General features: G+C 55.9%; 9 protein-coding genes and 9 pseudogenes. 7 read left to right on the top strand and 11 right to left on the bottom strand.

The genetic code is table 11. The features are described 5' to 3' along the window. Positions 1–252: 252 nt before the first annotated feature. Complete coding sequence (locus JNO11_RS09465) at positions 253–492, top strand: hypothetical protein (RefSeq protein WP_010245020.1); 240 nt, start codon at positions 253–255, stop codon at positions 490–492. A 322-nt stretch (positions 493–814) separates the two neighbouring features. Further along, positions 815–1,310: pseudogene (locus JNO11_RS09460) on the top strand (ATP-binding protein). A 19-nt stretch (positions 1,311–1,329) separates the two neighbouring features. On the opposite strand, the pseudogene JNO11_RS09455 reads toward JNO11_RS09460, so the two are convergent. Further along, a pseudogene (locus JNO11_RS09455) lies at positions 1,330–2,225 on the bottom strand (dihydrodipicolinate synthase family protein). Between the two features lie 125 nt (positions 2,226–2,350). On the opposite strand from JNO11_RS09455, the pseudogene JNO11_RS09450 reads away from it, so the two are divergent. The 5 genes and pseudogenes from JNO11_RS09450 (at position 2,351) to JNO11_RS09430 (ending at position 6,222) form a co-directional block, all read left to right on the top strand. Further along, positions 2,351–2,664, top strand: a pseudogene (locus JNO11_RS09450) (antibiotic biosynthesis monooxygenase). A 1-nt stretch (position 2,665) separates the two neighbouring features. Continuing rightward, a pseudogene (locus JNO11_RS09445) lies at positions 2,666–3,050 on the top strand (amino acid-binding protein). A 4-nt stretch (positions 3,051–3,054) separates the two neighbouring features. Beyond that, the gene (locus tag JNO11_RS09440; protein ID WP_022625675.1) at positions 3,055–3,765 is read left to right on the top strand and encodes a winged helix-turn-helix domain-containing protein; all 711 of its coding nucleotides are present in this window, start codon (positions 3,055–3,057) and stop codon (positions 3,763–3,765) included. Positions 3,766–4,093: 328 nt separating this feature from the next. Continuing rightward, positions 4,094–5,402, top strand: a pseudogene (locus tag JNO11_RS09435) (MFS transporter). A gap of 9 nt (positions 5,403–5,411) precedes the next feature. Beyond that, positions 5,412–6,222: pseudogene (locus tag JNO11_RS09430) on the top strand (substrate-binding domain-containing protein). Here the strand turns inward: JNO11_RS09430 and JNO11_RS09425 are convergent. The 10 genes and pseudogenes from JNO11_RS09425 to JNO11_RS09380 all read right to left on the bottom strand — a co-directional run bounded on the left by JNO11_RS09425 (position 6,197) and on the right by JNO11_RS09380 (position 13,594). Then, positions 6,197–7,097: pseudogene (locus JNO11_RS09425) on the bottom strand (LysR family transcriptional regulator). The pseudogenes JNO11_RS09430 and JNO11_RS09425 sit on opposite strands and share 26 nt — an antisense overlap. A 114-nt stretch (positions 7,098–7,211) precedes the next feature. Continuing rightward, complete coding sequence (locus JNO11_RS09420) at positions 7,212–7,652, bottom strand: thiol-disulfide oxidoreductase DCC family protein (protein WP_033767195.1); 441 nt, start codon at positions 7,650–7,652, stop codon at positions 7,212–7,214. Further along, positions 7,621–8,246: pseudogene (locus JNO11_RS09415) on the bottom strand (AAA family ATPase). Before JNO11_RS09415 ends, JNO11_RS09420 begins: the two are co-directional and overlap by 32 nt. Further along, the gene (locus JNO11_RS09410; protein ID WP_010245049.1) at positions 8,243–8,680 is read right to left on the bottom strand and encodes a PTS sugar transporter subunit IIA; all 438 of its coding nucleotides are present in this window, start codon (positions 8,678–8,680) and stop codon (positions 8,243–8,245) included. The pseudogene JNO11_RS09415 and the gene JNO11_RS09410 overlap by 4 nt, the downstream one beginning before the upstream one ends. 9 nt (positions 8,681–8,689) lie before the next feature. Next, positions 8,690–8,959 carry a hypothetical protein gene (locus JNO11_RS09405; protein ID WP_010245053.1) on the bottom strand — a complete coding sequence of 90 codons (270 nt, stop codon included), beginning with the start codon at positions 8,957–8,959 and terminating at the stop codon, positions 8,690–8,692. A gap of 95 nt (positions 8,960–9,054) precedes the next feature. Further along, positions 9,055–9,897, bottom strand: coding sequence for a class II fructose-bisphosphate aldolase (locus tag JNO11_RS09400; RefSeq protein WP_325177238.1), 843 nt, complete (start codon positions 9,895–9,897; stop codon positions 9,055–9,057). Beyond that, positions 9,884–11,251: a PTS sugar transporter subunit IIC gene (locus tag JNO11_RS09395; protein ID WP_050679525.1), complete on the bottom strand. Its 1,368-nt coding sequence runs from the start codon at positions 11,249–11,251 to the stop codon at positions 9,884–9,886. The genes JNO11_RS09400 and JNO11_RS09395 overlap by 14 nt, the downstream gene beginning before the upstream one ends. Further along, entirely contained in the window at positions 11,244–11,558 is a 315-nt protein-coding gene (locus JNO11_RS09390; RefSeq protein WP_010245062.1) for a PTS sugar transporter subunit IIB, read from the bottom strand. The genes JNO11_RS09395 and JNO11_RS09390 overlap by 8 nt, the downstream gene beginning before the upstream one ends. 10 nt (positions 11,559–11,568) lie before the next feature. Continuing rightward, positions 11,569–12,551, bottom strand: a pseudogene (locus tag JNO11_RS09385) (6-phosphofructokinase). A 458-nt stretch (positions 12,552–13,009) separates the two neighbouring features. Beyond that, positions 13,010–13,594: a YceI family protein gene (locus JNO11_RS09380; RefSeq protein WP_010245067.1), complete on the bottom strand. Its 585-nt coding sequence runs from the start codon at positions 13,592–13,594 to the stop codon at positions 13,010–13,012. Between the last annotated feature and the right edge of the window lie 98 nt (positions 13,595–13,692).

Here is a 13,692-nt window from a genome sequence, read left to right as displayed (position 1 = left end):
TGGGCCGCCTGCTGACCTGACGCAGGACTGACCTGGTTTTTCCCGTCTCCGCATCCTGCTTCAGGCCCGCAGAATTTTTCTGAAATTCCTTCTCCCGCTAACTTAATGATTAGCTGACATTTACGCCGCAACCGCGCTGCGCTTAGCTTCGTCCTGAAAATCAATCGGGCAGATTCCTGTACAAATTCCGGATCGTTGTATAAGTTTAATAGCAATCGCCGAACATTTTTTAACCCGAAACAGGACAATACTATGCCAATGCAAAACACCCTCACGTTGCCGGTGAATCACAGTGGCCCGGTCAAAAATGAGTTTAGTTCATCCTTTGCCGTGTCTGAACAGGACAAACTCAACTTTCTGATCGAAGAGTTACTGGAAGCGGGCAAGGAAAAAAGCTGTATGGAACTGCTGCGCCATCTGGCATCCGCAGACAGTGCAGAAGAAGAGGCATGCTGCCGCGAACTGCTGACGTTGCTGATGGCACAAAAATGAAGTCAGTTGCCAGCTGTTCAGCGCCAATTCCCCCCCTTTCTGAAAGCGTATCTGATATTGCACTCAACGCCTGACCGCACTTCCCCGTTCAGGCGTGTCAACATGCCCAGCGAAAGCCGCGGTTTTTTCTGAATGCAGTAACGCCCGCAGCAGCAGAGACTGTTACGCGCGGTAAACCGGGTTTTACTCACCAGCAACTTTTTGCCTCTCATTGCTTATCTCTCCCCTGTTTTGTTAGCCTGAATCCCGCTTCGGCGAGACCTGCTTTACTTTCCCTTCGCGTAATGCGCGCGGTTCACTATCAGGCTGACACAGGAGTGATATGACCATGACTTTTGCCCCCGCCACGCTGCATCTGCTGTGTGGAAAAATTGCCTCCGGGAAATCGACGCTGGCGGCGAAGCTGAGTGCCGCCCCCCGGTTGCGTGGTGATCAGCGAGGATCAGTGGCTCGCCGCGCTTTATCAGGACGAGATGCAGTCGGTGGCCGATTACGTGCGCTATGCGGCAAAACTCAGAAAGGCGATGACGCCTCATCTGGTCGCGCTGCTTAACGCAGGGGTGTCGGTGGTGCTCGATTTTCCTGCCAACACCCGGGCGAATCGCGACTGGATGATGTCGGTGATTAAGGCATCCTCTGCCGACCATCGTCTGCATTATCTGGACGTACCGGATGCGCTGTGTAAATCGCGCCTGCACGCCCGAAATCAGGGCGGCGAACACGCCTTTGCCGCAACGGACGAGCAGTTCGCGCTGATTACCCGCTATTTCGAAGCGCCGCAGGAGGAAGAAGGCTTTAACCTGGTGCGCCACGGTTAATGCCTTCTGGCGCGGGATCTTAAGAGAGGTCGAGTGCCGCGAGCACGTCAGCAATCTGCTGGCAGTGCGCATCGGAGAGCGGCTGCAGCGGGCGCGGCAGGCAGTCGCGTTCGGTCAGTCCCAGCAGCCCCGCCGCGGCGCTGATCACCCGGAAACTGCCGCCATGCTGGCGGAACAGCGCCCATAACGGCTGCAGGCGATCGGACTGCGCCCTGACGCTCTGATGGTCGCCTGCGGCCGCCGCTTCGGTCATCGCTTTTGCAACGCGCGGAAACAGTCCGCCGCACACCGAATACCAGCCATCACAGCCCGCAATCAGCCCGTTGGCGGCAGAAGCATCGCCGCTGACGCCAATCGACACGGAATCTGGCAGCGTGCCGCGCAGCTGAGCGAGGCGATCGTTAGCCGCAGATTGCTCCGCCGGTACACCAGGAATTTTCACTGACCCGACACCGGAAAGTGCGGCGATCCGGCTCAGCAGCGCATCGGAAAACGTAAAATGGGTGGTGCCGGGATTGTCATAGATACAGACTGGCACCGAGGCGTGTCGCGTCACGGTCTCGAAAAGCGTGAACACCTCATCTTCATTCAACGTCTGATAACCCAGCGGCGGCAGCAGTAACGCGGCCGCGCCCGCCTGTTGCGCGTCCTCCGCCAGCGACAGCACCTCGTCAGTGCCCACCGCACCAATGCAGATCATCACCGGAATCGACTCTGCATGTTCCACCGCCAGTCCTGCGATGCGCCTGCGCTGCGCGCGGGTGAGATAGGCGTAGCTGCCGGTGGACCCCAGCACGCCAAGGGAATCGACTTTTGCATCAGTCAGCCTGCGCAGCAGCCGCAAAAAAAGCCGCTTCATCGGGCTTGCCTGCCGCAAAGGGAGTAAGGGGGGAACGCACTGAGTCCGCTGAACATATCATCTGCTCCATTACAAGATTGCACCGGCTGGAGGTCGCCCCTGCAGCCATATTTCGTTACCGGCCGAAGCATCAACCCGCCCCGCCCGCTATTTTTGCGCTATCACCCAAAGGAGAATAGCGATGATTGCCCTACTATTTGAAGCCGAAGCCCGACCCGAACACCAGATGCGTTACCTGCAACTGGCTGCCGACCTTAAACCGCTGCTGATGCAAAACAGCGGGTTTATCTCTCTTGAGCGCTTTCAAAGCCTGACCGATGAGAAAAAATTCTCTCGCTCTCCTGGTGGCGCGATGAAGAATCGGTGCTGGCCTGGAAGCGCAACCTCTGTCACCAGGCCGCACAGCGTGAAGGCCGCGAGACCCTTTTTGCCGGTTACCGTCTTCGCATCGTCACGCTGATCAGAGAATATGCCTCACAACAGGGAGTAAATTAACATGTTCGATATTCATGTCATCCTGCAAAATAGTCCAGGCACACTTTCCCGGCTCACCACGCTGCTGGGCCGTCATGGGATTGGCCTGGAAGGCGGCGGCCTGTTCTCCTTTGGTGAGCAGAGCCACGCTCATTTTCTGGTTGAGGAAGGCGAACGGGCGCGGGCCGTGCTGGAAGCCGGGGGGGATCGCCGTCGAGGCAGTTAACGTTCCACTTATTCGCAGGTTACCGCAACAGCGTCCCGGCGAGCTGGGGGCGATCACTGCACGCCTTGCCGATGCCGGAATCAACATCCTGGTGCAATACAGCGATCACGCTAACCAGCTGATCCTGATTACCGATAACAATCGATCAGCCGCCGGGCTGACCACAGAATGGGCACTGTAATCTGATGGCAACTCCACAACCGCATAACGCACCTGACGATAGCGAAGCACTTGAGAATGCGATTGTGGGCGTCGCCGCCGCAATGGCCGATCCGTCACGGGTGAAGATGCTGTCCGCGCTGATGGATGGACGCGCCTGGACCGCCACCGAACTCAGTGCCGTCACCGACGTGGCGCCCTCAACCGCCAGCGCCCATCTGAACCGGTTGATCACCAGCGGCTTGATCGTCTGCGTGGCGCAGGGGCGTCACCGTTATTACCGACTGACCGGCAGTGACATCGCTACGCTGATTGAGAACATGATGGGCGTGTCCTGGCGACGGATTGCCGCGCCGGCGAGCACCACCCCAACATCGCTTCGCACCGCCCGCACCTGTTACGACCATCTGGCCGGTGATATTGCGGTACAGATTTATGCCGTAATGGCGCAACAGGGCTGGATCACGCCGGAAGGCAGCGCTGTCACCCTGTTGGGTCTGCAGCAGTTTGCGGCGTTGCAGATTGATCTGTCGCAGCCCGGACGCCGCAGAGCCTGCTGTGGCTGTCTCGACTGGAGTGAGCGCCGGTTCCATCTCGGCGGCTACGCGGGTGCAGCGCTGCTGAGTGCCTTTGAAACGCAAGGCTGGCTAACCCGGCAGCCTGGCTACCGTGAAGTGGTTTTTACCGTAGCGGGCGTCCGACATTTACATCAGATTTTTGGCATAACCTTTCCCTGACGCCTTGCTGCCTGCGTTCTGAACCTTTTTTGTTGCCGCCAGACTCTGCGCTGATGGCCTCAGACAAGCCAGATTCCCCCCTATTCGCCTGCAACACGCTTATGAAATCTGTCACATTTCCGCAAACTCCTCTCAGGCTCACTAACAGGCACAAAAAAACCATCCCGCCATTTAACCTGTTGAATGCGAAACACTTTAAGTGATAACGCCTGGCAATCATGCGGCTGGCACATTAATCGATGCCCTTTTTTGCACTTATTTAGCGCCGGGCGCTGATCCACTCTTCAGTGACAGGCGCGGCAAAAAGCGTCATACCTTACTGGAGCTACTGATGCAGACAACCTCACCCATGACTCACCGCGCCAGGATTGGCGCAATATTCCGTGTTACCTCAGGCAACTTTCTCGAACAGTTCGACTTCTTCCTGTTCGGTTTCTATGCCACCTATATCGCCCATACTTTTTTCCCGGCCAGCAGTGAGTTCGCCTCACTGATGATGACCTTTGCCGTGTTTGGCGCAGGCTTCCTGATGCGCCCGATTGGCGCGGTAGTGCTGGGCGCGTACATTGATAAGGTTGGCCGTCGTAAAGGGCTGATCGTCACGCTCTCCATCATGGCGGCCGGCACCTTTATGATCGTGCTGATCCCCTCTTATCAGAGTATTGGGCTGTGGGCGCCGCTGCTGGTGCTGATCGGTCGGCTGCTGCAGGGCTTCTCCGCCGGTGCGGAGCTGGGCGGCGTGTCGGTCTATCTGGCAGAGATCGCCACACCAGGCCGCAAGGGCTTCTACACCAGCTGGCAGTCGGGCAGTCAGCAGGTCGCGATTATGGTGGCGGCGGCGATGGGCTTTATCCTCAATGCGGTGCTGGAAGAGAGTGCCATCCGTGAATGGGGCTGGCGCATTCCGTTCCTGTTTGGCTGCCTGATTGTGCCGTTTATTTTCGTGCTGCGTCGCAAGCTGGAAGAGACCCAGGAGTTCAACAACCGTCGCAGCCATCCAGATGTGAAGCAGGTGTTCCGCATCCTGCTCGCCAACTGGCAGGTGGTGATTGCCGGCATGCTGATGGTAGCGATGACCACGACTGCGTTTTACCTGATTACGGTTTACGCGCCGACCTTTGGCAAGAAAGTGCTGCTGCTCAGCGCCTCTGACAGCCTGCTGGTGACGTTGCTGGTGGCGGTGTCGAACTTTATCTGGCTGCCGATTGGCGGCGCGATCTCCGACCGCTTTGGCCGCAAGCCTGTGCTGGTTGCCATGACCCTGTTGGCGATCGTCACCACCTATCCGGCTCTGAGCATGCTGGCCGCCGCACCGGGCTTCTCGATGATGCTGGGCGTGCTGCTGTGGCTTTCAATGATCTATGGTCTCTACAACGGCGCGATGATCCCGGCGCTGACCGAAATCATGCCAGCGGAAGTGCGCGTGGCGGGCTTCTCGCTGGCCTATAGCCTGGCAACTGCGCTGTTTGGCGGGTTTACGCCGGTGATGTCAACCGGCCTGATTGAGATGACCGGCGATAAAGCCTCGCCAGGCTACTGGATGAGTTTTGCAGCAGTCTGCGCCCTGGGGGGCAACACTTTATCTCTATCGTCGTACACGCAGTGCCGTATCACCTGCCCATGAAACCGTTAGCTGAGGAATGAAGATGAAACTGAAAACGATATCGCTGTACGCTGCCCTGCTGTTTAGCGTTGCGGGCAGCGCCACGGCGCAGGCGAAAGAGCTGACGGTGATGATCTCCGGCGGGTTTAAAGCCGCGTGGGATATGCTCTCGCCCCGCTTCGCCCAGCGTGAAGGGATCACTATCAACACCGTCGCCGGTCCGTCTATGGGCAAAACCCCGCAGGCGATTCCGGCCCGACTGGCGCGCGGTGAACCGGCCGATGTGGTGATTATGGTCGGCGATGCGCTAAGCGATCTGCAAAAACAGGGCGAGACGCTGCCGGGTTCACGGGTTGAGCTGGCGGACTCCCGCATCGGCGCGGTGATCAGACAGGGTGCCACGCCGGTTAAGATCGGCAGCGAAAGCGCGCTGCGAACTGCTCTGCTGAACGCCAGCTCCATCGCCTATTCTGACAGCGCCAGCGGTAAGTATGTCAGCAGCCAGCTGTTCAGCCGCCTGGGCATTGAAGATCAGGTTAAGGGGAAAGCGGTGAAGGTTGAGCGCATCCCGGTGGCCTCAGAGGTCGCGGCCGGTAAATACGCTATCGGCTTTCAGCAGGTCAGTGAGCTGCTGCCGGTGCCGGGCGTCACTTTTATTGGCGAACTGCCGGACAAGCTGCAATACACCACCCGCTTCGCAGGTGCCGTGGTGCGCAAGTCAGCGCAGCCGGATGAGGCGGCTAAAGCTGCTGCGCTGGCTCGCCTCCTCTGAGGTACAACAGACAGTGCACGCCAGCGGACTGCACACCGTGAAAGCGTCTAAACCGGTCAGAGACGCTGATACTGTTCAATAATCAGGTTCTCCAGTTCGCCCGCAATGTGCGACAGCGTCCGGCCATTTTTACGTAGCAGACCCACGGTGCGTTTCACCTGCGGATCGGTCAATGGAACCGCCATCAGCAGGGCGTGATCGTAGCCAGGCATCGACATGGCGGGGACGGCAGCAATGCCCAGCCCCGCCTCAACCATCCCCAGCATGGTGGTGACGTGCCGGGTTTCACAGATACAGGGTTTCTCCGGCATGATCGCCTGCAGCGCCTGATCCAGCAGGTTGCGATTGCCGGAGGTTTTATCCAGCCCGACCCATTCATACTGATAAAACGCCTGCCAGCTCAGACTCTTTTTTGCCAGCTATAGGATGGTCACGCCGACAGGCCGCCACGTAGGGATCATCCATCAGCGGCTGGAAATGCACATCCGGCTGCGAGCGGCTGGAAAAACTGATGCCAAAGTCGGCCTGACCGCCAATCACCGCGTCATAAACGTTAGCCGCACTGCTGTCGATCAGTTTGACTCGTACGCGGGGATAGCGCGCCTGAAACAGCCGGATAATGTTGGGCATAAAATAGTAGGCGGCTGACGGCACGCAGGCTACGGTAATCAGTCCCGTGCGGGCTAAGCTCACCTCACTGAGATCGGCCATGACCTCCTCAAAATCAGCCAGCAACTTATCCGAGCGCTGAGCAAACGCATGCCCCTTCAGCGTCAGCGTGACGCGGCGCGTGGTACGCTCAAACAGTTTGATCCCCAGCGAGGTTTCCAGCTTATCTATCCGGCGGCTCAGCGCCGACTGTGAGAGACAGATCGATTCCGCCGCCAGGCGAAAATTTCCAAACTCCACCAGCGCGCGAAACGCATAGAGATCGTTGAGATCGAAATTAACCGGCATACATCCCTCTTACCGCTTCCTGAAAGCATCACATTTATCTAACATTCGGTGGACATAACAATAACATCATTGTTCTCATTGATCTCATTGCCACCTGCGACTGGCTGTTAAAGATTAGTGAGCTGTATCAACCTGATGCAGAAAACGTCCGGGATAATCGGGTTGGATAGCATGCTGGGCGCTGTAACGCCCAAACAGCTTATAGCGGTTTAACGCGATACGGTCGTAGGCAAAGTTACTGATCGCGTCGGGAAAGTGGCGCAGCACCGCCAGCCCGCGCCACGGGGCCGGCAGGTGCTGCATCACGCGGAACACTGCTTGTGCCCGCAGCCAGTGCTGGTTATCGGCAATGTAGACAATGGTGCTGATGTTCTCTTCCGGCAGTCCGGCCCAGCGCAGCAGCGCTTTGCCCTGCTCGCTCTGCACTGAGGCAAAACGGACCTGCCGCGCCAGATGGTGACGCAGCAGGAACTGAACCCAGCCGTTGCACAGCTTACAGACACCGTCGTAGAGCACGGCGCTTTCACCGGTTTGCAGATAAGGGGGCGACGACATCCTGCAACTCCTCACTCCTCTGATGATGAACTGAAGTGTAGCGGGTTCTGGTCAGTTGCTGCTGCAGCCAGTGAATGACGGCAGCGTGATCCTGGGCGCAGGCATCAACCTCATACACCTGGCCCAGCGCCATCGGAGTGGCCTGTTGTGCCAGCTGGCGCAGTTCCGGCAGATACTCAGCCCCCCGGATGGCCCGGCAGCCGCTGCGACAGCCGCGCCTGGTAGCGCGCCACCGCCGCTTCCGGTTCAATCTTCAGCCACAGCTCCAGCGCCTCCTCCACGCCCGCCTGTTTCAGTCCCTGCTCCAGCAGCGTACGGGGCTGGAACCCAAACCAGGCGTCGATCAGCCAGATCTGACTGGCGGGTGCCTGCGCGACGATGTTCCAGATCGCCTGATAGGCCGCGCAGCCCAGTTGCCGGTTACGCTGGCGATCGACCGGCGCAAAAGCGTGCATAAACGGCTCTTTCAGGCTGTCGAGCGTCAGCACCGGCCAGCCAAACTGTTGTGACAGCACGCGCGTCAGGGTGCTTTTACCCGATGCCGGAATACCGTTAACCAGCACCACGCGTTTGGGGGGGGATGTTTTGCGTCATAAGATATCGATGACCTCCGCGACACTGCTGGCCTGACGTAACCGGACCAGCGTCTCCTCATCCTCCAGCAGCGACACAATCGCGCGGATCCCCTCTTCTATATGCGCATTGCTGTCACGCGCGCCAAACATAATCACAATGTCCGCTTTATCACTGCCCTCAAACGAGATCGGCTCATTCAACAGAATCATACTGAAACAGTCGCGGATCACCCCTGCGTCCGGTCGCGCATGGGGAATGGCGATCCCCTCTTCAAACACGTAGTAAGCGCCATGGGCCAGCGTATTGGCAATGACCGCATCAGGATAAGAAGCATCGAGATAGCCGCCACTGACCAGGGGTTCGGCAGCCAGCGCGATAACCTGACGCCAGTCCGTGGCGTCGATACCAATCTGAATAGCGTTTGCCTCTTGCAATAACTGCTTAATCGTCATCAGCTCTCCTTAAATCGACTGGCGAACCACATTGCGTAATTCATCGATTTTGACAAACAGCGCATCAATTTCATTGCGATAGCGACGGCTTTTCGCAAATAAGCTTAATGCCCGGTTATATTCCAGCATTAATTGTTTTTGCGTTTCGCCATCACGCGGATTAATAGCCAGCTGCTGCTCCAGTTGCGTTATTTTCTCGCGACTTAATTCCGCCAGATGATCCTGCTGCTGCTCGCTGGGTTGTTCCACAGCCGGAGACTTTTTTAAGAATCCAAACATAGGCTCTCCTGCCCCGTAGCATGTCGGGGTGGCTCAGATTAATAGGTAATTATAAAAGGTTTGACGCAATAAGCCGGTGATGGCGAAACGGGCGATTACCGGAATAATTGCATCTTCTCTACCAGCACACTGGTTACCGCATCATTGGCCGGCACCAGAAAATTACGCACGCTGTCATTGACCTTGCCTTTTTCAAAGGTCGATTTGCACTGCGCCACCCACTGAACATTCATTTCAGTGCCGACATTGACCTTCTCAATACCGCTGCTGACCGCCAGCCGCATATCTTCATCGCTGACGCCGGTGCCGCCGTGCAGCACCAGTGGCGTGTGGGTTGCCGCCGTGATATCTGCCAGCCGCTGATGCTGAATATGCGCTTTGCCGGTGTAAAGTCCATGCACGGTGCCGATGGAGATCGCCAGCATATCGACGCCGGTCTCTTCGACAAAGCGGCGCGCATCTTCCACCGGCGTAAACGCAATCGCCTCCATTTCCACGCATTTACCATCTTCCGAGCCGCCAATCGCGCCCAGCTCCGCTTCTACCGAAACATTGTGCGGACGCGCCATATCAATCACCCGGCGGGTATTGGCAATATTCTCCTCAATTGACAGATGGGACCCGTCATACATCACGGAACTGAATCCGGCATCAATCGCGGTCTGAATCGCCGCTAAATCGGAACAGTGATCGAGATGCAGACAGGTCGGGACATTCATACTCTCTGACAGCGATTTAATGGCATCGACCAGTAATTTATGGCCGAGATATTTCGCCGTACCGGTGGAGATCTGAATCATTAACGGACTATTGGTTTTCTCTGCCGCTCTAAAATAGGCGGGCAGCATCTCCAGGCAGTGAAGATTAAAAGAACCCACCGCTTTAAAGTCGCGCTGTTTAGCCAGCTGTAACAGATCGGCGAAGTTATAAAGTTTCATGGATTTTTTCCTCTTGAGGTTTTGTGGATTTGCCATTAACAAACCAGGCAAGCGCGGTAACAAAGGCAATAAACAGAGCAACGAACAGCCAGTTATTCTGGAAGGCGTGGCCGAGCACCAGGCCGGTACTGATGACATCTGAGTCACTGAAGGTCACACCGGTGAAGCCATAGCTCTCCAGCATCGGCACCAGGATGGCGGGAAGAATGGTGATAAAGAGGCCGTGGACGAAGCCGCCGATCATCGCGCCGCGCCGTCCGCCCATGGCATTACCAAATACCCCGGCGGTGCCACCGGCAAAGAAGTTGGTCAGCAGGCCAGGCAGGATCATCGCCAGACCAAACATCGGGAAGACGAGCATGCCGACAATTGAGCCGAGCGTGGTGGCGAGAAAGCCAACAATCACCGCGTTCGGGGCATAGGGAAACATCACCGGGCAGTCCAGCGCCGGTTTGGCATCCGGCACGACACGCATGGCGATACCGCGGAAGGCAGGCACCAGCTCGTTCAGCAATAGACGAACGCCGCTGTAGAGCACAAAGACTCCGGCCACGAACTGAATCGACTGCATAAAGGCGTACATCAGGTAGTTCATGCCGTTGCTGTACTGGGCGATAAACGCCGGACCGGCCGCCACGGCGGGGATCAGGTACATCGGCACCATCACCAGCGCCATCGACAGATAGGTATCCTGCAGAAACTTGAAGTTATCGGGCAGCTTCAGATCTTCAGTGGATCGCGATCCTTTGCCGACCACTTTGGCGACCGCCGCCGTGACCAGATAACCAATGGTGCAGAAGTGACCCAGGGCAACGTCGTCTGAATCGGTAATACGTCGTACCACCGGCTGCGCCAGCGCAGGCATCACCACGGCCATGACCCCGCCAAAGATACCGCCGGTCAGGATCAGCGGCAGACCGGTCAGCCCCGCTTTGTAGCCAATCACCGCGCCAATCGTCGCCATCCACAGCAGGGCCTGGCCGGTCAGGAAGATGTACTTAAAGGGCGTCAGTCGCGCGATAATGATATTGACGATAAAGATCACCAGCAGCGTCAGTGCCACTTCAGACCCCAGCTCACGGTTAGCCAGCCCGGCAATGGCGGCAACATCGGTGATATAGCCGCGCATGCCAAAGCCGTGGGTAAAAATGGTATTGAGGAACGTCAGGGTTCCCACAATAATATTGATACCCGCCATCATAATTAAAAAGCCGAGCAGGGTTTTAAAGGTGCCTTCCACCACCTTGCCTGCGGATTTCTTTTGCAGCAGCAGACCGATCAGGGCAATAAAGGCGATCAGAATAGACGCCTGCCCCAGCAGATCTTTTACCAGGAAGTCGATCACACTATTCATGGGCGGCGACCTTTACGTTGCGTTCTTTTAAAAAGGCCAGGATCTTCTGCTCTATTTCCGCTTTATCGGTGAGCCGGTTAAGAATAATGACCCGCTTAATCTGTTCCGGACTGGCGTCGGCATTTAACACATCGGCAAAGGCTTTTTGCGTCAGAATCATGTCCGACTTAAAGGCATTCGCTTCTGAAATGGTGGTGTGATCGATATCGGCCTCAATCTCCAGTTTTTTTAAAACCGCTTTTGCGCTCATCTCAATCGCAAAACTGGATCCTAAGCCACAACCACAGACACATAATATTTTCAGCATGGTTTTCTCCTCACAATATATTGAGTTGTTTAGCGAGTTTGTAATGGTGCCCGTCAATATCGACCAGGCGTTTTTGCATGCTTATTAAATCAATCGGAATCGGTTTATTGCTGCCGTTAATAATGACCGCTTTATTCCGCATGCCTGACTGAATACAACGCACCACTTCACTGGCCATAATGGTGCCCTGATAAATCTCTTCGCAGGTGGGATCACCATTCCGCAGCCCGTAACCGAGGATAGTTTTACGGACGCGTACGCCAATAAGCGGCTCAAGCTGTTTGATTAAGGTGTCGATAGCCCCCCCTGAAAACCAGGCGAATATTCGCGGGTGTAGCCTTCTGAACAGAGAATGATCACGCTGTTCTGTTCTGCCAGTCGCCGGGTGATACGCTGCGCCAGCTGTGGCAAAGGAATCTGGCACTCCGGGATCAGCGCAATGTCCGCGTTGGATTTAATCGCCGACTGCAGGGTTAATTCGCCGCAGTAACCACCGAGTAACTCCAGCATAAATACCCGGCCAGGTAAGGCGCGCCCGGTATTCCGCAGTTTCGCGACCTCTTTTAATACCTGCTCGCAGGCGGTGGAAAAACCCAGGGTGTAATCACTGCCGAAGACATCATTATCGATGGTCATGCCGACGCCGAAACAATTAACGCCAGACTCCGACAGGGTATGGAGAAATTGCAGCGACCCGTCACCGCCCGCCATAATTAACACTTCAATACGGGCGCTTTTCAGCTGGCGGGCAATACATTCATATTCGCTGCGCACCAGTTTCTTTTGCGTGCGTCCCGATTGCATAACCGGAATTGAGGCGATGGCAAAGTCGAGCAGATCACGCTGGCTGATATCACGATGGTTATTTGCCAGCAGGCCGGGAATGCCACCATCAAATATCACGATCTCCGCCTGCGTCAGACGCCCTAACTGGAAGACAAAATTATTAATGCCGGTTACATCACCGCCACTGATCACCATTCCAATTCGCATTTCCCTCACCTCGCTGTCTTAAGCTGCTGAGGGCCATTCTTCCGGTTCGTGGGGTTGCTATTTGCAGAGGAGATCACAGTTACGAGCGGTATTTTTTGGGCGGAGTTATTGACAGGCGTGTCTGAACGGCGGTTTTTGAGATCAAAATCACACTATTCGCGGGAAGGCCGATTAGAGTGAAACGATATAAATCAATGAGTTATTTCAGAAGACATCTGAATTTTATTTCGCCACACAGCGGCACAGAGTGGCTTATTCCGTGCTGTTGCAAATTTGTGACTTTCGCCTCATTTTTCCCGGTTCCGGGCCAGATAAAGCGTTCAGAAAATAGTTGATGAGGAGATATCCGGATTATTTTATGGCAGATAAACAGGCGGGCAGAATAGATTTCAGAGGGGAAGAAGGCGCAGAAAAAACGAATAAGGGGCGTAGCAGCAAGCCGCTACGTCCCAAAAAGCTTACTTGGCGTAGGCTTCAGTAGACAGAGTCAGAGTGACCTCGTCGCTTACCGCTGGGACATATTTGTCCAGCTTAAAGTCAGAACGCTTGATGGTGCCGGTGGCATCAAAACCAATCGCCTGCTTTTTCACCATCGGATGCTCGCCCTGCTTGTTCAGCGTCGCGTGCAGCGTAACTGGCTTGGTGATTCCTTTCAGGGTCAGGTTGCCTTCAACATCAAATTTGTTGTCGCCCTTCGCCACCACTTTGGTGCTGTGGAAGGTCGCAGTCGGATATTTAGCGGTGTCGAAGTACTCAGCGCCTTTGAATTCTTTGGTCAGCGCAGCCACGTGGCTGTCGATTTTGCTGACTGGCAGGGTCACGTCAACACGTGATGCCTCTGGATGATCTTTATCAAACACCAGGTTACCGGTTGCATCAGGGATATCAGCGGTAGGGTTTGAGAAGCCGAAGTGGTTCCAGGCAACAATTACCGACGTATGCTCAGGATTCAGCTGGTAGTGCATCGCCTCAGCCTGAGACAACGGGGCGTAGAGGGTGGCAGCGGCTAACAGGGGCAGTGCAATACGTTTGAAGTTTTTCACGGTCAATTCCTTATGCGGACAAAGTGAATTGAGTGTGGTCCAGTTCGCCCGGAATAGACAGTGAAGAGATTTGTCGGTAATTTTCAAATAAATTCAGC

The sequence above is a fragment of the Pantoea sp. 1B4 genome, from assembly GCF_016925765.1.
Lineage (GTDB): Bacteria > Pseudomonadota > Gammaproteobacteria > Enterobacterales > Enterobacteriaceae > Pantoea > Pantoea agglomerans.
The sequence above is the reverse complement of the archived record's forward strand: the minus strand, read 5'-3'. Positions and strand labels throughout refer to the sequence as shown.

Coding starts and splice junctions, on each gene's coding strand:
- JNO11_RS09395 (WP_050679525.1), bottom strand. CDS start 11,251: ATGAATAGTGTGATCGACTTCCTGGTAAAAGATCTGCTGGGGCAGGCG.
- JNO11_RS09420 (WP_033767195.1), bottom strand. CDS start 7,652: ATGTCGTCGCCCCCTTATCTGCAAACCGGTGAAAGCGCCGTGCTCTAC.
- JNO11_RS09400 (WP_325177238.1), bottom strand. CDS start 9,897: ATGAAACTTTATAACTTCGCCGATCTGTTACAGCTGGCTAAACAGCGC.
- JNO11_RS09410 (WP_010245049.1), bottom strand. CDS start 8,680: ATGACGATTAAGCAGTTATTGCAAGAGGCAAACGCTATTCAGATTGGT.
- JNO11_RS09390 (WP_010245062.1), bottom strand. CDS start 11,558: ATGCTGAAAATATTATGTGTCTGTGGTTGTGGCTTAGGATCCAGTTTT.
- JNO11_RS09405 (WP_010245053.1), bottom strand. CDS start 8,959: ATGTTTGGATTCTTAAAAAAGTCTCCGGCTGTGGAACAACCCAGCGAG.
- JNO11_RS09465 (WP_010245020.1), top strand. CDS start 253: ATGCCAATGCAAAACACCCTCACGTTGCCGGTGAATCACAGTGGCCCG.
- JNO11_RS09440 (WP_022625675.1), top strand. CDS start 3,055: ATGGCAACTCCACAACCGCATAACGCACCTGACGATAGCGAAGCACTT.